General features: G+C 72.0%; 8 protein-coding genes. 6 read left to right on the top strand and 2 right to left on the bottom strand.

Annotated elements, in window-relative coordinates:
* The first annotated feature begins 35 nt into the window (after positions 1 to 35).
* The 5 genes from ACIQM3_RS09550 to ACIQM3_RS09530 all read left to right on the top strand — a co-directional run bounded on the left by ACIQM3_RS09550 (position 36) and on the right by ACIQM3_RS09530 (position 16,346).
* Positions 36 to 977, top strand: coding sequence for a FecCD family ABC transporter permease (locus ACIQM3_RS09550; protein WP_401621180.1), 942 nt, complete (start codon positions 36 to 38; stop codon positions 975 to 977).
* Complete coding sequence (locus ACIQM3_RS09545; protein WP_401621177.1) at positions 974 to 1,759, top strand: ABC transporter ATP-binding protein; 786 nt, start codon at positions 974 to 976, stop codon at positions 1,757 to 1,759. The genes ACIQM3_RS09550 and ACIQM3_RS09545 overlap by 4 nt, the downstream gene beginning before the upstream one ends.
* A 1-nt stretch (position 1,760) precedes the next feature.
* The gene (locus ACIQM3_RS09540) at positions 1,761 to 11,735 is read left to right on the top strand and encodes an amino acid adenylation domain-containing protein (RefSeq protein WP_401621174.1); all 9,975 of its coding nucleotides are present in this window, start codon (positions 1,761 to 1,763) and stop codon (positions 11,733 to 11,735) included.
* Positions 11,732 to 13,132 carry an MDR family MFS transporter gene (locus ACIQM3_RS09535; RefSeq protein WP_401621172.1) on the top strand — a complete coding sequence of 467 codons (1,401 nt, stop codon included), beginning with the start codon at positions 11,732 to 11,734 and terminating at the stop codon, positions 13,130 to 13,132. Before ACIQM3_RS09540 ends, ACIQM3_RS09535 begins: the two co-directional genes overlap by 4 nt.
* Before the next feature lie 205 nt (positions 13,133 to 13,337).
* Complete coding sequence (locus ACIQM3_RS09530; protein WP_401621169.1) at positions 13,338 to 16,346, top strand: family 16 glycoside hydrolase; 3,009 nt, start codon at positions 13,338 to 13,340, stop codon at positions 16,344 to 16,346.
* Positions 16,347 to 16,402: 56 nt separating this feature from the next.
* Here ACIQM3_RS09530 and ACIQM3_RS09525 read toward each other — a convergent pair whose 3' ends face one another.
* Positions 16,403 to 17,164 carry a hypothetical protein gene (locus tag ACIQM3_RS09525; protein WP_401621166.1) on the bottom strand — a complete coding sequence of 254 codons (762 nt, stop codon included), beginning with the start codon at positions 17,162 to 17,164 and terminating at the stop codon, positions 16,403 to 16,405.
* A 298-nt stretch (positions 17,165 to 17,462) separates the two neighbouring features.
* On the opposite strand from ACIQM3_RS09525, the gene ACIQM3_RS09520 reads away from it, so the two are divergent.
* The gene (locus ACIQM3_RS09520; RefSeq protein ID WP_401621163.1) at positions 17,463 to 18,731 is read left to right on the top strand and encodes a family 16 glycosylhydrolase; all 1,269 of its coding nucleotides are present in this window, start codon (positions 17,463 to 17,465) and stop codon (positions 18,729 to 18,731) included.
* Positions 18,732 to 18,805: 74 nt separating this feature from the next.
* Here ACIQM3_RS09520 and ACIQM3_RS09515 read toward each other — a convergent pair whose 3' ends face one another.
* The gene (locus ACIQM3_RS09515) at positions 18,806 to 20,629 is read right to left on the bottom strand and encodes a glycoside hydrolase family 2 protein (protein ID WP_401621160.1); all 1,824 of its coding nucleotides are present in this window, start codon (positions 20,627 to 20,629) and stop codon (positions 18,806 to 18,808) included.
* Between the last annotated feature and the right edge of the window lie 72 nt (positions 20,630 to 20,701).

Below are 20,701 nucleotides of genomic sequence, written 5' to 3'. Positions count from 1 at the left end.
GAATCGAACGCCGTACGGCCGTACTTGTTTCGGTCATGGCCGCCCTGATGCTGGGCCTCGGACTGCTCGGGCTCTGCTACGGCGCCTCCTGGGCGTCCCCGGGCAAGGTGTTCGCGGTGCTGACCGGGGCGGAACGCTCCGTGGTGATCTCGGACTGGCGGCTCCCGCGCGTGCTGGCCGGACTCGTCTTCGGTGCCGCACTCGGTGTGGCGGGGGCGATCTTCCAGAACCTCACCCGCAACCCGATGGGCAGCCCGGACGTGATCGGCCTCGACGCCGGCGCCTACACCGGTGCCCTCGTCGCCATCACCGTGCTCTCGGGCACGTCCGTGCAGCTGGCCGCCGGCTCCGTGCTCGGCGGACTGCTCGTCGCCGCGGCGATCTATCTGCTGGCCTACCAACGGGGCTTCTCCGGCCTGCGGTTGGTGGTGATCGGCATCGCGGTCAACGCGATGGTGACGGCGATCAACTCGTGGATCGTGCTGCGCGCCGAGCTGGAGGTGGCGATAGCCGCCGTCGGCTGGAGCGCGGGTTCACTCAACGGCGTCGGGTGGGGCGACGTGCAGATCCCGTTCGCGGTGATCGCCGTACTGCTCATCCTGATGACCACGCGGGCGCACGCCATGCACCAGGCATTGCTCGGCGACGCGGTCGCGGCGACCACCGGGGTCGGACTCAACCGGCTGCGGCTGCTGATGGTGCTGGTCGGCGTCGGCTGCACGGCCACGGTGACCGCGGTGGCCGGACCGATCGCGTTCATCGCCCTGGCCGCCCCGCAGATCGGCCGCAGGCTCGCCGGCGCGGCCGGTGTGCCACTGCTCCCGGCCGCGCTGACCGGGGCGGTTCTGCTCCAAGGCGCCGATCTGCTCGCCCAGATGCTGCTGGCGCCCGTCGCGCTGCCCGTGGGAGTGGTGAGCACCGCGATCGGCGGTTGCTATCTGATCTGGCTGCTGACCAAGGAGGTGAGGCGCGCGTGACCGCACGCCTGACCGCGCGGGAGATCACCCTGCGCTACGGAGACCGGGTCGTGTCCACACGGCTGAGCCTCGACGTCCCAGACGGCGCGTTCACCGCCGTCGTGGGCCCCAACGCCTGTGGCAAATCGACCCTGTTGCGCGCCCTGGTGCGGCTGCTGCGCCCGGAGGCCGGCCACGTGGAACTCGACGGCCGTGAGGTCGGCGGGTACGCGCCCAAGGCGCTGGCCAAGCAACTCGGCTTCCTGCCGCAGGACCCGCTCGCCCCCGACGACATCAAGGTCCGGCAGCTCGTGAGCCGGGGACGGTTCCCGCACCAGTCGCTGCTGGCCCTGTGGTCGCCGGACGACGAGGAGGCCGTCACCGAGGCGATGGCCGCCGCCGGTGTCGAGGACCTCGCCGACCGGCCGGTGCAGGAACTGTCCGGCGGGCAGCGACAGCGGGTGTGGATCGCCATGGTGCTGGCCCAGCGGACCCCCTACCTGCTGCTCGACGAACCGACGTCGTTCCTGGACATCACCCACCAGTACCAGTTGCTCGGCCTGCTGGCCCGGCTGCGCGACGAGGGCCGCACAGTCATCGCCGTCCTGCACGACATCAACCAGGCGTGCCGCTTCGCCGACCACCTGGTCGCCATGAGGGACGGCAGGGTGGTCGCCGAGGGCGTCCCCGGAGACATCGTGGACGCCGCCCTCATGAAGGACGTGTTCGACCTGCCGAGTGTCATCGTCCCCGACCCCGTGACCGGCACACCGATGGTCGTCCCCACACTCCAAGGAGAGTAAGTTGAGCACCGCAAGCGTCTCCTCCGGCGGCCTCCTCCCCCTGACCCGGGCCCAGTTGGGCATCTGGAACGCGCAACGTCTGGAGCCGGACTCGCCGTACTACGTGGTCGGCGACGTCGTGGAGATATCCGGCGGCGAGCCGGTCGACGTCCAGGCGCTGGTCGAGGCGGTCCGGGCGACCACCGAAGAGGCCGAGACGCTGCGGTTGCGGGTGTACGACACCCCCGAGGGGCCCCGCCAGGCGGTCAGCGAGGAGCCGGTCGAGCCTCCCGAGGTGATCGACGTCAGGGGAGCGGCCGACCCCGTGGCCGCCGCGCAGGCACTGGTCGACGCCGAGCGGACGCGGGCGGCCGAGCAGTGCCGGGGGATGGTGGACCGGCCGCTCTATTCACGTACCGTCATCCGGCTCTCCGACCGGGAGGTCTGGTACACCCAGCTCGGCCACCACCTGGTCTTCGACGGCTACACCGCGGCGATGCTCGCCCGCCGCACCGGCGCCCGCTACACCGCCCTGGTGCGGGGGAACGAGCCCGCCAGGTCGACGTTCGGCAGCTTCGCCGCCCTCGTCGCCGCCGACCAGGCCTACCGGGACAGCGACCGGTTCGCCGAGGACCGGGCGTACTGGGTCGAGCGGTTCACCCCGCTGCCCGAACTCGGCTCCCTCGACGGCCCCGACGCCGCCGTCGGCGCCCCCGACCGCACCCTCACCGCCCGTACCGTCCTCACACCCGAGGAGACGGCCCGGTTGCGCGCGTTCGCCGACACCGAGGGCGTCACCTGGGGTGAGGCGCTGATCGCCGGGTACGCCGCCTTCCTGCACCGCATGCTGGCCCGCACGGACGTCGTGTTCGCGCTGCCGCTGATGTGCCGGGCCGGCTCCGTCGAGCTGCGTACGCCCGCCATGGCCGTCAACGTACTGCCGCTGCGAGTCACCGTTCGCGGCGGCGACGGACTCGGCGACCTGAGCCGGCGGGTGGCCTCCGCGATGCGCGAGATGCGCGAGCACCAGCGGTACCGGGGCGAGGACCTTCCGCAGGACCTCGGCGTGCCCGGCGCCGGCGCTCTGCTGCACGGACGCGGGATCAACCTCAAGGCGTTCGACCTGGCGATCGACTTCGCCGGGGCCGGCGGTGTCATGCGCAACGTCGCCGGAGGCCCTCCGGAGGACATGGGCCTGAGCGTCCTGCCGACCCGGGACGGCGGGCTGCTGCTCGGCTTCGAGGTCGACGCGCGGACCAACGACCAGGCAGCGGTGGACAGTCTGCTGTCCGGGCTGCGCACCCTGCTGACCGCGCTCGTCGACGGCAGGCCCGTCGGGCGGATCGCCATGACCGGTGACGTGGACCGGCTCATGGAGGCCTGGTGCCCGCCCCCGCTGCCCGGCACCCCCGTGGACGTGCCCACCGCGTTCGACGCGATGGCCGCCGCCGGACCCGGGCGTACGGCCCTGGTCTGCGGTGAGGACCGGCTGACCGCGGCGGACCTCGCGGACCGGGTGCACCGGCTGGCCCGCGCCCTGCGTGCCCGCGGGATCGGGGCCGACGACGTCGTCGCGCTCGCGCTGCCACGCTCCGCCGACTCGGTCGTCGCCCTGCTGGCCGTGCTGGACGCGGGCGCGGCGTTCCTGCCCCTGGACGCCGCGTACCCGCCCGAGCGACTGCGCGAGCTGATCGACGACACCCGCCCCGCGCTGGTGGTGACCTCCGGCGCGATCGACGGGCTGCCGTGGGACACCCTGCTCGCGGAGGCCGCCGTTCTTCCGGGCGCGCCCCTGGCGGCCGGTGAACTGGCCGCGCCCCGGCATCCCGAGCACCTGGCCTACGTGATCCACACCTCCGGGTCGACCGGACGGCCCAAGGGCGTGCTCGGCCGCGTCGGCGGTCTGGCCGCGCTGCTGCACCACCAGCGGTCCACGGTCGTCGCGGAGGCCGAGCAGGCCGCGGGCAGGCGGCTGCGCGCCGCTCACACCTATTCGTTCGCCTTCGACTCCGCGTTCGACCACCTGGTGTGGCTGCTGTGCGGCCACGAACTTCACGTCTACGACGCCGAGACGATCCGCGACGCCGACGCCCTGCTCGCCGCGTACACCCGCGACGGCATCGACATCGTCGACACCACGCCGTCGATGGCCGCGCCGCTGATCGAGGGCGGTCTGCTGGACCTGCGTCCGACGCTGCTGGTCCTCGGCGGGGAAGCCACCCCGCCCGCGCTCTGGCGGAAGGTCGCCGGGTCGGGGACGAACGCGCGCAACATCTACGGCCCGACCGAGGCCACCGTCGACAGCACCACCGCCCGGATCGACGACGGGGAGCCGACGATCGGCCACCCGCTCGCCGGGACCCGGACCTACGTGCTGGACAGTGCGCTGCAACCCGTCCCCTACGGCACGACGGGCGAGCTGTACCTGGCAGGGCCGCACCTGGCCCGCGGCTATCTCGGCCGGCCGGGGGCCACCGCCGACCGCTTCGTCGCCGACCCGTTCGGCGGGCCGGGCGATCGTATGTACCGCACCGGCGACCTGGCCCGATGGGTTTTCGGCCGGGGCCTCGAATACGGGGGCAGGGGCGACGGACAGGTCAAGATCCGCGGACACCGGGTGGAGACCGGCGAGGTCGAAGCGGCTCTCGCGGCGGTGCCCGGGGTCACGGCGGCCGCCGCCAGGGTGCTCTCGTCCCGGCTGGTCGGTTACGTCGTGTCGGCCTCGGCCACCGGGGACGCGGTGCGTGCGAACCTCGCCGAGCGGCTGCCCGACCACATGGTGCCCGCGGCGGTGGTGGTGCTCGCCGAACTGCCCGTGACGCCCAACGGCAAGCTCGACCGCGCCGCCCTGCCCGCGCCCGCGGCCGCAGGCGGCGGACGGGGACCGAGCACCGAGCAGGAGCGCCTGCTCTGCGCCGTGCTCGCCGACGCGCTCGACGTCGAACGGGTCGGCGTGGACGACGACTTCTTCGCCCTCGGCGGGGACAGCATCACCGCGATCACCGTCAGCAGCAGGCTGCGCGCCGTGGGCCTCGGTCTGCGGCCGCGAGACCTGCTGGCGCGCCGCAGCTTCGCCGCCCTGGCCGCCTCCGCCGAGCTGCTGCAGGACGTCCCCGAGCCGGTGGACGACCCGGCCGGAGCCGTGCCCGCGCCGCCGATCGTACGCGGCCTGCTCGACCCGCATCCCGATGTGGACGTCGTCGCCGGATACGCCCAGTGGACCGCGCTGAGCGTCGACGAACTGGACCGCGACGCCCTGGTCACCGGCGTGCAGGCCGTGCTCGACCACCACGACGCCCTGCGTCTTCGGGTGGCCGACGGTCTGGAGGTGCTGCCCCGGGGCACGGTACGGGCCGTCGTGGACGAGGTGCGTGGCGAGGACACGACCGCTCTGGCCCGGCGACTGGCGGGAGAACTCGACCCCAGGACGGGCGACCTCCTGCGGGCGGCCCTGCTCCGCACCGGTGACGACACCGCGGACCGCCTCGTCGTCGTCGTGCACCACCTCGCCATGGACGGCGTGTCCTGGCGCGTCCTCCTGCCCGACCTGCACACGGCGTGCACGGGCGGCGCCCTCGACCCGGTCGGAGCCTCGTGGCGGCGGCACTCCCTGCTGCTCGCCGAACAGGGGGCGACCGGCGCGCGACGTGGCGAACTGGACCACTGGCGCACCGCGCTCGCCACCTCGTCCCGGCTCGGCACCCGGCCGCTGGACCCGGCGCGTGACACGGTCTCGACCGCCCACAGCTCGGTCACCGTGGCCTCGCCCGAGGCCACCGAGGCACTGCTGACGACGCTGCCCGCCGCCTACCGCGCCGGAGTGGACGAGGTGCTGCTGGCGGCGCTCACGCTCGCCCTGCGGAGCTGGGGCCTGCCCGGCGACGACATCACGGTCTCCATGGAGGGCCACGGCCGCGAACACCTCGACCTCTCCCGCACGGTCGGCTGGTTCACCAGCGAGTACCCCGTGCGCGTCCCCGCCTCCGACGACGCGGGCCGTGCCCTGCGCGCCGCCAAGGAGGCCCGGCGCCACGTCCCCGACGCCGGCATCGGATACGGCGTCCTGCGGCACCTCGACCCGGAGGCAGGAGCCGAGCTCTCGGCCACCCCGCCCCCGGACGTGCTGCTGAACTACCTGGGCCGGTTCGCCCCACTGTCCGCGACCGGATGGCGTCTGCCGGAACACGACGCCTTCTCGGTGATCGAGCCCGGCGCCAAGGCCCTGGAACAGGTCCTGGTCCTCAACTGCTTCGTCCACGAGGGAGACGTGCCCCGCCTCGCCGTCGAGTGGACCGCGGCGACCGAGGTGCTCGGCACCGACGTCGTGGCGGCCCTGCAGACAGCCTGGGCCGCGGCCCTGGACACCCTGACCGAGCACGCGCTCCACACCCGGGGCGGGCTCACCCCGTCCGACCTCCCCCTGGTCGACCTCGACCAGGCAGCCATCGACGCCCTCGAACGCACCGGCCGCATCGCCGACGTACTGCCCGCCACACCGCTCCAGGTCGGGCTGTCCTTCCACACCCTGGTCCGCGACGAGGACGAGACCGACGTCTACGTCGTGCAGGCCGTGACCACCCTGGTCGGCGAGCTGATCCCGGAGCGCATGGCGGAGGCCGCACGCGAACTGCTGCGCCGGTACCCCGCTCTGCGCGTGTACCTGGGCACGGCCGGCGACGACGTGGTGCAGGTGATCCCCGCCGACGTCACCCTGGACTGGCGGCAGGACGACCGGTTTCCCGAGGCCGCTCGCACCGATCTGGAGCGCCCGTTCGACCCGAGCAGGCCACCGCTGGTCCGCTTCCTGCTGTCCCGTGTCGGGCCCGCCGAGCACAAGCTGGTGATCACCAACCACCATTCCCTGCTCGACGGCTGGTCGATGCCGCTCGTCGGCCGGGGCCTCCTCGCCATCTACGCCGAGCTCGGCGGGGGGCCCGCCGCCCCCGCCGGTCAGCCGCTGTCGGAGTACTTCCGGTGGCTGGCGGGCCGGGACCGGGACGCGTCGCTCGCCGCGTGGCAGGACGCCCTGGCCGGCGTCGACGACGCGACCCGGCTGGCACCCGCGCGCACCGAGACCGGCATCGAGCGCCCGGGCCGCGAAACCATCGGACTGGGCCGCGACTTCAGCGACCGGCTGCGCGCGTTCGCCCGTGACGAGGGCGTCACCCTGACCACGGTCCTCCAGACCGCGTGGGGACTGCTGCTGGGCAGGCTCACCGGACGCCTCGACGTCGTGTTCGGCTGCCCCGTCTCCGGACGGCCCGCCGAGGTCGACGGAGTCGAGTCGATGATCGGCCAGCTCGGCACCACGATCCCCGTACGCGTCCGGCACAGCAGGGACATGACGGCCCGTGAGCTCATGGCCCAGGTGCACTCCGAGAGCGTCGCCCTGGCCGAGCACCACCACCTCGGTCTCCCCGAGATCCAGCGGGCCACGGGCATCGGCGAACTGTTCGACACGATGCTCGTGATGGAGAACTTCCCGCTGTCCAGCCGGAAGCGCACCCCGCTCACCCCCGGACTCGACCTGGCCGGGGTGGACATCACCGACGCCACGCACTACGCGCTGACCGTCATCGTGATCCCCGACGACGAGATCACCATCGGCCTCGGCCACCAGCCACGCGCCTTCGAGGCGTCGGCCGTACGCGACTACGGCCGCTGGCTGCGCAACCTCCTGCGGGAGATCGTCGACGACCCCGCACGGCCCGCGATCCGGCTGCCCGCGCTCGACACCGACGAGCGGGCGCGGATGCTCCGCACCGGAACCGAGATCACCGCCGCCGGGGCCCGCGGCCACTGGCTGGACGAGTTCGCCGCCTGGGTCGACCGCAAGCCCGGCGCCGAGGCGCTGGTCTGCCGGGACCGAAGTCTCAGCTACGCCGAACTGGACGCACAGGCCAACAGGCTCGCCCACGCGCTGATCGCGCGCGGCGTACGGCCCCAGGACCCGGTGGCGGTCCTGCTCGGACGCGACATCGAGATGACCGTGGCGCTGTTCGGCGTGGCCAAGGCCGGCGCCGTGTACGTACCGATGGACGCGAGTTACCCGCGCGAGCGGCTGGCCTACATGTTCGACGACATAGCACCGGCCGCCGTCGTGACGACCGGCGCCGAACTGCCCGTCGCACGCGAGCTCCCGGTGCTGCGGCTCGACGACCCGGCCACGCTCGCGTCGGCGCCGGACACCGACCCGGCCGAGGCACGCGCCGCGCTCACCGACGACGCGCTCGCCTACGTCATCTACACCTCCGGCACCACCGGGCGCCCCAAGGGCGTAGGTGTGACCCACCGGGGCGTGCCCGACCTGATCGCGCTCCAGGAGGAGGTCGTCGGCGTCACCGAGCACGACCGGTACCTGCACTTCGCGTCGACCAGCTTCGACGTCGCGTTCTGGCAGACCATGGTGCCCCTGCTCTCGGGCGGCACGTCCGTGATCGCACCCGAGGAGGTGCGCGTCCCCGGCGACGAACTCCTCGACTACATCGCCGAGCACCGGGTGACGGGAGTGAACCTGCTCCCCTCGTTCCTGGCCGCCATGCCCGACGACCGCACCGTCGATCCCGACGTGTTCTTCGTCGTCGGCGCCGAGCGCCTCGACCCCGAGCTGGCGCGGCGCTGGGGCGAGGGCCGCAGGGCACTGTTCAACGCCTACGGGCCGACCGAGGTCACGATCAACTCCACGACCTGGCGGTACGACCCGCAGGACACCGGACCCCTCCCGATCGGACGCCCGGACCCCGACGTCCGCGCCTACGTCCTCGACGGCGGGCTCCAGCCGGTCGGCGTCGGCGTGACGGGCGAGCTGTACCTCGGCGGGCCGAGCCTGGCGCGCGGCTACCTCGGCCGTCCCGGCCTGACCGCCGCGACGTTCGTGGCCTCCCCGTTCGGCCCGCCGGGGGAGCGGATCTACCGCACGGGCGACCTGGTGCGATGGCGGCCGGACGGGCAGCTGGTGTTCCTCGGCCGCGCCGACCACCAGGTCAAGATCCGCGGATTCCGCGTCGAACTGGGCGAGATCGAGACCACCCTCACCGGTCATCCCGATGTCCGCGCCTGCGCCGTGATCATGCGGGAGGGCAGGCTCGTCGGCTACGTCATCCCCACCGACGACGCCGACCTCGACACCGCGCGACTGCGCGAGTACCTGGCCGGGGAACTGCCCGACCACATGGTGCCGACGGCGCTCGTGCCGATCGGCCGGCTGCCGCTGAGCCCCAGCGGCAAGCTCGACACCTCGGCACTGCCTGCCCCCGAGATCACGTCCGCGGCACGGCGTGAACCCGCCACCGAAGCCGAAGCGCTGCTGCTCGCGGTGTTCCGGGACGTCCTGGGCACCGACGACGTCGGCCTCGACGACGACTTCTTCGCCGTCGGCGGAGACAGCATCGTCGCGCTGCAATTGGTCTCGCGCGCCCGGCGCCAAGGGCTCGGACTCGCCGCGCGCGACGTGTTCGAGGGGGAGACCGTCGCCGGCATCGCGGCGCGGGCCCGGGACCTCGACACCGGCGACGCACCCGCGGTCGGGGACGCGCCGCTGACCCCGGTCATGCGGGACCTGCTGCGCCGTGCGGGGGCCGCCGCGGACGGGTTCTGCCAGTGGGTGGAGATCTGCGTCCCGCCCGGCGGCGACGAGACGACCTGGCGGGGCGTGCTCGACACGCTCCTGGCCCGGCACGACGTGCTGCGCGCCCGTCTGGCCGGGGACGTGCTGCGCATCCCACCCGTCGGCACGGTCACCGGAGCCGACGTACTGACCCGCGTGACGGCGGCGGACGACCCGCGGGCCGCGTGCGACTCCGGGACCGAGGCGGCCCGGGGCACGATGGACCCGCGCAACGGTCCGCTGCTGCGCGCCGTATGGGTGGACGCCGGGCCGGCCAGGCCGGGCCGACTCGTCCTGATCGCCCACCACCTGGTCGTCGACGGAGTGTCCTGGCGTGTCCTGCTGGACGACGTGGAACACGCCTACTCCGGTGGAGCACTGGCCCGGCACGGCGAGTCGTTCCTCGGCTGGGCGCGTTCACTGCACGACGCCGACCGGCGCGCCGAACTGCCGCACTGGCAGCGGATGAGCGCCGCACAGGCCCTCACCCGCCCGCTCGACCCCGCCCGGGACACCGTGGCCACGGCGACGCACCACGAGATCCGGCTCGACGCCGCATCGACGCGCGCCCTGATCACGACCCTGCCCGCCGCCTACCGCACCACCCCGGACGCCGTGCTGCTGACGGCGCTCGCCCGGGCGGTACGGGACTGGCGCGGGACGCGGAGGCTCCTGGTCGCGCTGGAGAGCCACGGCCGCCCCCGGCAGATCGACCTGTCGCAGACCGTCGGCTGGTTCACCGCAGTCCACCCCGTGCTGCTCGACCCGGACGACGACGTCAAGGCCGTCAGGGAGCGGCTGCGCGCGCAGGGCGACGGCCTCGGCCACGGCATCCTCACCGCGGCGGGCCTGCTGGACCCCGTGGAACCGGAGGTCGCCTGGAACTACCTCGGCCAGTACCCCGGCGCCCCGGAGGACGAGACGCCGTGGCAGGCACCCCCGGACGCCGACCCGCTCGGCTCGGGCGGCTCCGACGCCATGCCCCTTCCGCACAGCCTGATGGTCAACGCCCTCGTACGCGACGACACGCTCGGAGTACGGATCACCTGGCCGTCCGCGCTCTTCACCGCCGCCGAGATCGAGGATCTGGGTCAACATCTGCGGACCGCGCTCCTGCGCACCGCGGCCGCGCCGGAGATCAGCGCGCTCGGCCCCGACCGTCCGGTCGCCGGCATACAGCCGCTCACCCCGTTGCAGGAGGTGATGCTGCGGCACTCGCGCACCGAGCACCCCGACCCGTACACCGTGCAGTCGGCGTTCTCCCTCGCCGGCCCGCTCGACACCGACGCCCTGCGCACCGCGGGTGACGAACTGCTGGCCCGCCACCCGAACCTGGGCGCCGTGTTCCCCGCCGCCCTGGCGGTGATCCCCATGTCACCCAGGCCGGACTTCCGGGTGACCGACGAGCCGGCCGAGGAGGTGCTGGCCGGGGACCTGGCCGAGCCCTTCGACCTCACGGCCGGCCCGCTGGTGCGCCTGACCGTGATCAGGCGCGGCCCCGAGCGCTCCGACCTGGTCCTGACCACCCATCACGTCCTCTCCGACGGCTGGTCGGCCCCGCGCATCCTCATCGAGCTGTTCGCCCTCTACACGGCGCGGGTCCGAGGCGTGGCCCCGGAGTTGCCCGCCCCCGTACCGTTCGCCGACTACCTGAGCTGGTGCGCCGACCACGAGCCCGACCTCGGGCTCTGGAAGGCAGAGCTCGACGGCCTGCCCGAGGGCGACCACCTCGGCGACGGCGTGCCGGGCCCGGCATGGCAGGCACCCGAGGTCATCGACTTCGACGCCGCCCTGGTGGCGGATCTCAGCCGCCTCGCCGCGGGCCGCGGTCTGACACGCAACACGCTGGTCCAGGGCGCGTGGTCGGTGCTGCTCGCCAGGCGCTCCGGCCGGACGGACGTCTGCTTCGGGGCCATGGTCGCCTGCCGTCCCCCGGAGCTGGACGGTGTCGAGGAGATCATCGGGCTGCTGGCCAACACCGTCCCCGTACGGGCGCGGCTCGCCGGAACACTCGCCGACACCCTGGCCGACATCCAGACCCGGCAGCGGGCCCTGGTGGAGCACCAGCACGTCGCCCTGTCCGATCTTGAACGGCTGACCGGGCGGAACCGGCTGTTCGACAGCATGGTGGTGTTCGAGAACTACCCCGTCGACCCGGAACGCCTCCGTGAACCCGCCCCGGGGCTCACGGTCGTCGGGACCCGCTTCCGCGAGGCCACGCACCACCCGGCGACCCTGACGGTCATGCCGGACGGCGACGGCTGGACCGGCGTGCTCGCCCACCGGGCGGGCGTGGACGTCGACGGGCTCGCCGAGGAGCTGCTCGACCTGCTCCGGAACCTGGACAAGCACCTCGACGCCGACGTGCTCGATCTCCTGGAGGGCCGATGAGCAAGGACGTCGCGCCTCCCGTCGAGCGGGTGGACCGACAGCTGCTGCGGGTCGCGTTCATCCTGGTGCTCGGCACCTTCATGGCCACGCTGGACGCCACGATCGTCAGCGTCGGAATCGACGCCCTGACCGATGAGTTCGGCGCGTCGGTCGCGGAGATCCAATGGGTCAGCACGGCCTACCTCCTGGCCGTGGTCGCCGCCGTGCCCGCGTCCGGCTGGCTGGCCGACCGGTTCGGCGGCAAGCGGACATGGCTCGCCGCCGTGGGCGTCTTCCTGCTCGGCTCGCTTCTGTGCGCGCTGGCATGGTCGGTGACCAGCCTGATCGTCTTCCGGGTGATCCAGGGCCTCGGCGGCGGGCTGCTGCCCGCGACCGGGCAGGCACTGCTGGCCCGCGTCGCGGGACCGAACCGTACCGGCCGGGTGATCAGCGTCGTCGCGGTCGTCCCGCTGCTCTCACCGGTCTTCGGTCCGCTCGCGGGCGGCACCGTCCTCAGCGTGGCGCCCTGGCCGTGGCTGTTTCTGGTCAACCTGCCGATCGGGGCGGTCGCCGCTCTGCTCGCCCGCCGTCACGTACCCACGGTGCCGCCCTCGCCGCGGCGGACGCCGTTCGACCTGCGGGGTGCCGTGCTGCTCTCGCCCGGCCTGGCCGTGCTGGTGTATGGGCTGACGGAGGTGGCCAACGACCACACCCTTCCGGCCACGGTCGGAGTGACCGCCGGCCTCGCGATGCTGGCCGGTTTTACGGTGCACGGGCTACGCACCCGCGCCACACCGCTGGTCGACCCCCGGCTCTTCGCCCGGCCGCCCTTCGGCGCGGCCGCCCTCGCACTGGTCGTACTGGGCGCTTCGGTCTTCGGCACGACGTTCCTGCTGCCGCTGTACTTCCAGACCGGCCGCGGCCTCTCGGCATGGGAGGCCGGGCTGCTCCTGGCCCCCCAGGGGCTGGGCGCGGCCGCCGGTTCGGTCCTGGTCAACCGCACCATCGACAAGGTCGCGCCGCGGACCCTGGTGGTGACCGGCATCGTCCTGGTCCTCGTGGGCACCGTTCCGTTCACCCAGCTCGGCCACGGCATCCCGGACGCCGTGATCGCCACGGCGCTCGCGGTACGCGGCCTCGGGATGGCGATGGTCGGAGCGCCGGTGATGAACATCGTCTACAGCCGGATCGAGCCGGCACAGCTGCCCCGCGCGTCCGGGGCGCTTAACCTGCTCAACACCGTGGGCGGTTCAGTGGGTACCGCCGCGCTCGCCGTGGTCCTGCAGAGCCGGCTCTCCGCCCGTGGCCAGGACATCTCCTCGGCGTTCGCCGACACGTTCTGGTGGGTGCTCGGCTTCTGCCTGCTGGCCGTTGCAGGGGCCACACGGCTGCCCCGTACGCAGGCCAGGACACCATGACAGCCTCTGCGACAGGCTCCTGACGCGACGTCAGCAGTGGACCCTCCGGGGTCGCGGAGGCGCGGGCGAAACTTTGAACTCGCAGATGACAAAGTATGGACTTCCCCGGCAGAAGTCCCCTAGCGTGGCGGCGCCACCGTAGGCGTAGTGCTAATTCGCGGATCAGTACAGCCCGACCGGAGTGCCACCCCCTGCTGGAGGACCGATGCATCCACGGCTGTTGTCACGTGCCCGAAGACGGCTCACCACACTGCTCGTCGGCGCCTTCCTCGCGGGAGGCGTCTGGGCCGGCCACCCGGCCGCCGCCGCGCCCGACGACATCCCGCCCCAGGAACCCGGCGTCACCCTGCGCGTCTTCGACACCCAGGTGCCACTCAGCAAGCTGTGCACACTCAAGCCGGGCCAGACGCCCAACCACGACAAGCTGATGCCCACCGTGGACTGGTCCACGGTCGACGACTTCGGCGGCTACGCCGACAACTTCGTGGCGGAGGCGTCCGGATACCTGGTCGTCCCGGCCGACGGGACGTACTCCTTCCGGCTCAACAGCGACGACGGCTCCCGGCTGACCGTCGACGACCGGGAGGTCATCGACCACGACGGTCTGCACGGCGCCGAGCCCAAGGACGGATCCGTCCAACTCACCGCGGGCTCCCACCCGTTCCGCGTCGACTACTTCGAGCGCGGGGGCGATCAGCAGCTGACCCTCGCGTGGAAGCCGCCGGGCGCGGCAGACTTCGGCGTCATTCCGAGCGAGTCCCTGAGCACCGACGCGGGGGTCGTCCGGGTCACCGCGCCGGGCCGCAAGGAGTGCGAATCCGGCGCGGACAGCCCCGGTGACGGACTTCCGCTCACCGATGTGCGCCCCGACCTCGACCTCACCGATCTGCGCCCGGACGGCTTCGAACCACAGGTCACCGGAATGGACTGGCTGCCCGACGGCCGTCTGGCGCTCTCCACCTGGGGTGGCTCCGAGAACGTGACGGGCGAGGTGTACCTCCTCGACCACGTCACCGGTGACGCCAGCCGCGACAAGGTGACGGTGACGAAGGTCGCCGAGGGGCTGCGCGAGCCGATGGGCATCAAGTACGTCGACGGCTCGCTGTACGTCTCGCAGAAACACGAACTGACGCAACTCGTCGACACCGACAAGGACTTCGTCACCGACGAGTACCGCACGGTCGCCACCTGGCCGTACGGCGGGAACTTCCACGAGTTCGCGTTCGGGCTGCTCTACCGTGACGGCTACTTCTACGTGAACCTGTCCGTCGCCATCAACTACGGCGGCGCGACCACCACCCCGCAGCCGGCGCAGGGCCGCGGCACGACGTACAAGGTCAGCAAGAAGACGGGCAGGATCCATGCGATCGCGGGCGGGCTGCGGACCCCGAACGGCATCGGATGGGGCCCCGGCAACTCCATCTTCACCACCGACAACCAGGGCGGCTGGCTGCCCGCGTCGAAGCTCGTGCAGATCAAGCAGGACCGCTTCTTCAACCACTACACCCAGCCGACGGGCACGTTCGACAACCAGCCCGTGACCCAGCCGGTGCTCTGGCTGCCGCAGAACGAGATCGCCAACTCTCCCAGTACGCCGCTGTATCTGACGGAGGGCCGCTTCGCCGGCCAGATGCTGTTCGGCGATGTCACCTACGGAGGGCTCCAGCGCGGTTACCTGGAGAAGGTGAAGGGCCAGTACCAGGGCGCCGTGTTCCGTTACACGCAGGGCCTCGAAGCCGGCGTCAACCGCATCACCATGGGTCCCGACGGCGCCATATACACGGGCGGTCTCGGCGCGGACGGCAACTGGGGCCAGGAAGGGAAGCTGAAGTTCGGCCTGCAGAAACTCACACCGAACGGGGGCAACACCTTCGACATCAAGGAGATGCGTGCCGTTCCCGGCGGTTTCGACCTGGAATACACCCAGCCCCTGTCGGAGGCCACCGCCGCGGAGCTGACGTCGCGCTACCAGGCGGAGCAGTGGCGCTACACGCCCACGTCCGACTACGGCGGCCCGAAGATCGCCGAGGAGCAGCTCGCCGTGAGCTCGGCGACCCTCTCCGAGGACGGCCGTACCGTGCGGCTGCGTCTCCACGGGCTCAAGCCCGACCGCGTCGTACACCTCCGCTCACCGCGCCCCTTCGCCGCCGAGTCCGGCGAGACCCTGTGGAGCACGGAGGCCTGGTACACGCTCAACGCCCTGCCGGGGAAGCAGCCGCCGCCGGCCACGCTGTACGAGGCCGAGGAGGCACGGCTCACCGGCACCGCAGGCATCCACACCGACCACACCGGTTACTCGGGCAGCGGCTTTGTCGACCGCTACGCCACCGAGGGCCAGGCCGCAACGACCTTCGACGTGACAGCCCCCAAGGTCGGCGACTACGACGTGAACCTGCGCTACTCCAACGGCCCCAACCCCTTCCAGGGCACCAAGTCCCTCTCCCTCCACGTCAACGGGAAGAAGGTGAGACAGACGGAACTCGCCTCCACCGGCACCTGGGACGCCTGGTCGACGCAGACCGAGCGGGTCCGCCTGCACGCGGGGCCGAACACCGTCTCGTACCGCTTCGACCCGGGTGACACCGGTCATGTCAACCTCGACCTGATCACCGTGCGCCCGCGCGGAGCTCCTGTCGCCCTCTTCGACGGGACCACCGCCTCCCAGGCTCAGTGGCAGCACACGGACGGCCGGACGGTCGAATGGCCGCAGGCCGCCGAGCAGTCCATGGAGGTGTGCTGCGGTGACATCCGCACCAAGGACGCCTACCAGGACTTCAGGCTGCGGCTGGAGTTCCGGGTGCCGCTGCTGCCGGACGAGGTGACGGGCCAGGACCGGGGCAACAGCGGGATCTACCTCCAGGACCGCTACGAGCTGCAGATCCTCGATTCGTACGGTGACACCACCCTCGACACGAGCGAGGCCGGTGCGATCTACGAGAAGAGGGCGCCGGACGTCAACGCGGCCACCGCCCCGGAGACATGGCAGAAGTACGACATCACCTTCCGTGCGGCACGCTTCGACGACAGCGGCCGCAAGACCGCCGACGCGCGCGTCACGGTGGTGTGGAACGGCAAGAAGGTCCACGACGACGTCGCGATCGACGGACCGACCGGTGCCGGCGCGCCGGAGGGCCCCTCGGCCGGCGCGATCCGTCTCCAGGACCACGGCAACAAGGTGCGGTTCCGTGACATCCGCATCGAACCGCTGAGCTGACGCCTTTCGTTCGGATCAGGCAGCGGGGCACCTGCGGACCACGCGGGTGCCCCGTGTCAGCCGGCCGGGGCCTCCGACGCGCGCCAAGCGGTCGCGAGTCCCTCCAGCCACGCCGGCGGGAGCTCCGCCCGCTCCCACTCCGCCCGGAGCGCCTCCGGCGCGCCGACGAGGCGTTCGAGCACGGCGATGCTCGTGGGGGAGTGGAGGAGGGAGTAACGGCCGTGGACGGCGATGTGGCTGCCCGGTCCGAACCGCGCGTACAGCCGGTCCAGCCGCTGCCGGTGGGGCTCGGTGAATCGCTCCAGCTGCCCGGCGTACCCGACCCGGCCCACGACGCTCATCGTGCCGAGCACCGCGGTGAGGACCTCGTCCGACACCTCGGGGTCGAGGTCCGAGGTGCCGCTGAACACGAGGTAGAGCGGTGTCACCGCGACCTTCGCGCGCTCCACGTCCACCCGTCCGACGAGGTGATGGCCCTGGGCTGCGCTCCTTGCCGAGCCGGATGCCGGGCCGATGGCACGCTCGAGTGCCCGCTCGGCGACGCGGAGGAGTTCGTCCCCGACCGCCCGGGCGCCGTCGTGCCAGCCGGCGCCGTACGGCCCCTCGGAGTCGGCCGGGGCGCTCCGCGCCTTCCCGGCCTCGTCATACGCGTCCACGACGGCGCCGGCCTCCACGAGCGCGATCAGTTCTTCCGCCTCGCCCCGGAACACTCCCGCGCGGCCGAGGAGCTCGAAGAGGGTGTTCTTCGCGTTCAGGACGCTGGCGGGGTCCAGCGGGGGCCGGCCCATTTCGGCGGTGTCGATCGTGTCCCTCCTCATACGTCCGTGCTCGGTGTTCACCATAGTTCGGGAGGGCGGTGTGCGGCGGGTGTCGTGGGGGCGTTGCCGTGCTGATCTCCGGAGCCGCTCCGGCGTACGTATCTCCGGTCTATACCAAACCCTTGACACGCTCCGTGTTCCCTCCTTACATCAAGGGGTGAACTAAGTGTTTCCCCCTTCGCCCGCCCTTCCGCTCGGTTCGGGGGGCGTACGGGGAGTGTTCGATGTGGTGCCTGCCCGACTCGCCCGGATCTGACATGCGCGCGTCAGTCCATCACGCTCCCCGAAGGGAGAAGGCATGAGTTCCCCGCGTTCGCCTCGGCGTCTGGTTCTGTCCCTCGTCATGGCGCTCGGCCTCGCCTCGCTGGTCGCCGTCCCGGCGCAGAGCGCACCGGCGCCGGTGACCCCGGCCGCCGCCCCTGCAGCCGCCGCCCTTACGTTCTCGGACGACTTCGACGGTCCGGCCGGGTCCGCCGTCAACGGCTCCAAGTGGCAGATCGAGACCGGCGACAACGTCAGCAACCACGAACGGCAGTACTACACGGCGGGCAGCAACAACGCCGCCCTCGACGGCCAGGGCAACCTGGTCATCACCGCGCGCAAGGAGAACCCCGGCAACTACCAGTGCTGGTACGGGCGGTGCGAGTACACCTCCGCCCGGCTGAACACGGCCGGCAAGTTCACCACCACGTACGGCCGGGTGGAGGCCCGGATGAAGATCCCGCGCGGGCAGGGCATATGGCCCGCCTTCTGGATGCTCGGCAACGACATCGGCCAGGTGGGCTGGCCCAACAGCGGTGAGATCGACATCATGGAGAACGTCGGCTTCGAGCCCGGCACCGTCCACGGCACGCTGCACGGCCCCGGCTACTCCGGCAGCGGCGGCATAGGCGCCGGCTACACCCTGCCCGGAGGACAGGCGTTCGCCGACGCGTTCCACACCTTCGCCGTCGACTGGAGCCCGAACTCCATCACCTGGACCGTCGACGGCACCGTCTACCAGCGACGCACCCCCGCCGACCTCGGCGGACGGCAGTGGGTCTTCGACAAGCCGTTCTTCGTGATCCTCAACCTGGCGGTCGGCGGCTACTGGCCCGGCGACCCCGACGCGAGCACGTCCTTCCCGCAGCAGCTCCTCGTCGACTACGTCCGGGTCAGCTCAGACAGCGGCCAGCCGGGCGGCGGCGGAGGACCCATCACCGGTCTGGCGGGGAAGTGTGTGGATGTGGCGGCCGGCTCGGCTGTGAACGGTACGGCGGTGCAGTTGTACGACTGCAACGGTACGGCAGCGCAGCAGTGGACCGTCGGTGGCGACGGCACGATCCGGGCGTTGGGCAAGTGCCTGGACGTGACGTCCGGGGGCACGGCGGACGGAACCCCGGTGCAGCTGTACGACTGCAACGGTTCGGCGGCACAGCAGTGGGCGACACCGGCGGCCAGGGACATCGTGAACCCCCAGGCGGACAAGTGCCTCGACGTGAGCGGAGCCAACACCGCCAACGGCACCCGGCTGCAGATCGCGACCTGCACAGGTGTCCCTGCACAGAAGTGGACGGTGACCCGCTGACCCTGGGCCCTCGCCGGAGCTGTCACCGGTGCTCTCGCGGCGCGCACCGCCGCGAGAGCACCGGTCTCCGTGCGCTAGTGGCCGTCCTGCTCCTCGATGGCGGCGGGGCGTGACTGGGCTGCCCGGATGCGCTCCACGTCGAGCTTGGCGGAGCGGTCGAAGCGGTAGACGCCGTTCTCCTCCTGGAAGACGTCGGTCAGCTGTGTGTAGCAGTAACCGAACATCGCGGGGTCCTGCAGCAGCACGCCGGTGAGGCCGCTGAAGCGCTCGTGGAACTCCTCCTCGTTGCGCACCCGCTCGCCGTAGCCCCAGGAGACGGTGCGATCCTCGCCGGACAGCTCGGCGGCCGCCTCGGGGTTCCACCAGATGCCGCCGAACTCACTCACGAAGTAGGGCTGCCCCCGGTAGGGCTGGGAGTAGGCGGCCCCGTTCTCGTAGGCGTTGACGAACGGCTCGCCCTTGGCCAGGCCTGCCATCAGCTGCCGGAAGGTCTCCGGATCCTGCTCGTAGTTGTGGGCGTCGTAGATGTCGGTCTCCGCGACCCGGTGGGCGTAGCCGGACGCGTCGATCACGGGTCGTGTGGTGTCCAGCGCCTTGGTGGCGAGGAACATGGCCCGGGTGACGTCGTCGAGCCCGGTGATGCGGTCGTGCAGTTTCTGGTACGTCTCGTTGAGCGGGCACCAGCCGACGATCGAGGGGTGCGAGTAGTCGCGTTCCACGGCCTCCAGCCACTGGCTGACGTAGGAGGCGTCGGGCTGCTGGTTGTTCCCCGACGAACCGCCCGTCTCGCAGCCCCAGTCGCCGAACTCGCCCCAGACCAGATACCCGAGACGGTCCGCGTGGTACAGGAAGCGCTCCTCGAAGACCTTCTGGTGGAGCCGGGCACCGTTGAAGCCCGCGTCCATCGCGAGCACGATGTCGCGGACCAGCGCCTCGTCGGTCGGCGCGGTCATCAGCCCGTCCGGGTACCAGCCCTGGTCGAGGACGAGCCGCTGGAAGAGCGGGCGCCCGTTGAGAGTGACCGCCTTGCCCCGTACGCCGACGGCGCGCAGCCCGGCGTAACTCTCCACCGAGTCGAGCACCTCTCCCCGCTCGTCGGTGAGTTCGAGCCGGAGGCCGTACAGGTGCGGGTCGTCCGGGCCCCATTCGCGCCGCCGCTCCTCCGGGACCGGGAGGTGGAGGCGGGGTGCGAGGTCCAGGTCGGCGCGTGCCTCGGCCCGGCACACCTCTCCGTCCCCGTCGCTCAGGACGGCCCGCACGCGGTGGCCCGGCAGGTTGCCGGACAGCGGGAGTTCCAGGTGGAAGGCGGAACCGGCCAGGTCCGGGGTGATGCGCGGACGCCTCAGATGCACGTCATGGACGGGCTCCAGCCAGACGGTCTGCCAGATACCGGTCACACGCGTGTAGTTGCAGTCGTGGTTGGCGTACTTGATCGCTTGTTTGCCACGGGCCTGCGGGCCCGAGCGGGGGTCGCGGGCCCGGACGGTGACGACCACGTCCTCCCCGGCGCCGGCGATGTCGCCGAGATCGGCGGAGAACGGGGTGAAGCCGCCGCGATGACGTGCGACCTCGGTGCCGTTCGCCCAGACGGTCGTGTCGTGGTCGACGGCCCCGAAGTGCAGCAGGACCCGGCGCCCCGCCCACGCGGCGGGCAGCGAGAGAACCCGTCGGTACCAGACGGCCTCCAGGAAGTCGGTGTCGCCGATCCCTGACAGCTCGGACTCCGGCGGGAAGGGTACGAGAATCTCCCCGTCCAGCTCACGGGTGAGGAGACCACGCTCGAGACCGCTGTCGCCTCTGTCGGTCTCGAACTGCCAGAGGCCGTTCAGGTTGAGCCAGTCGCGACGGACGAACTGCGGTCGCGGGTACTCCGGGCGGGGTACGGAGTGAGTGGGCACACATGCTCCAGTGAGTCGTCGGACCGGCGGCGGAACGGCCGGCCCCGGGGTGGTACGGAGGGAAGGGGTGCA

Origin of the sequence: Streptomyces sp. NPDC091271, assembly GCF_044757505.1 — a bacterium.
In the GTDB taxonomy this organism is placed as follows: Bacteria; Actinomycetota; Actinomycetes; order Streptomycetales; family Streptomycetaceae; genus Streptomyces.
This window is presented reverse-complemented; position numbering and strand designations above follow the sequence as displayed.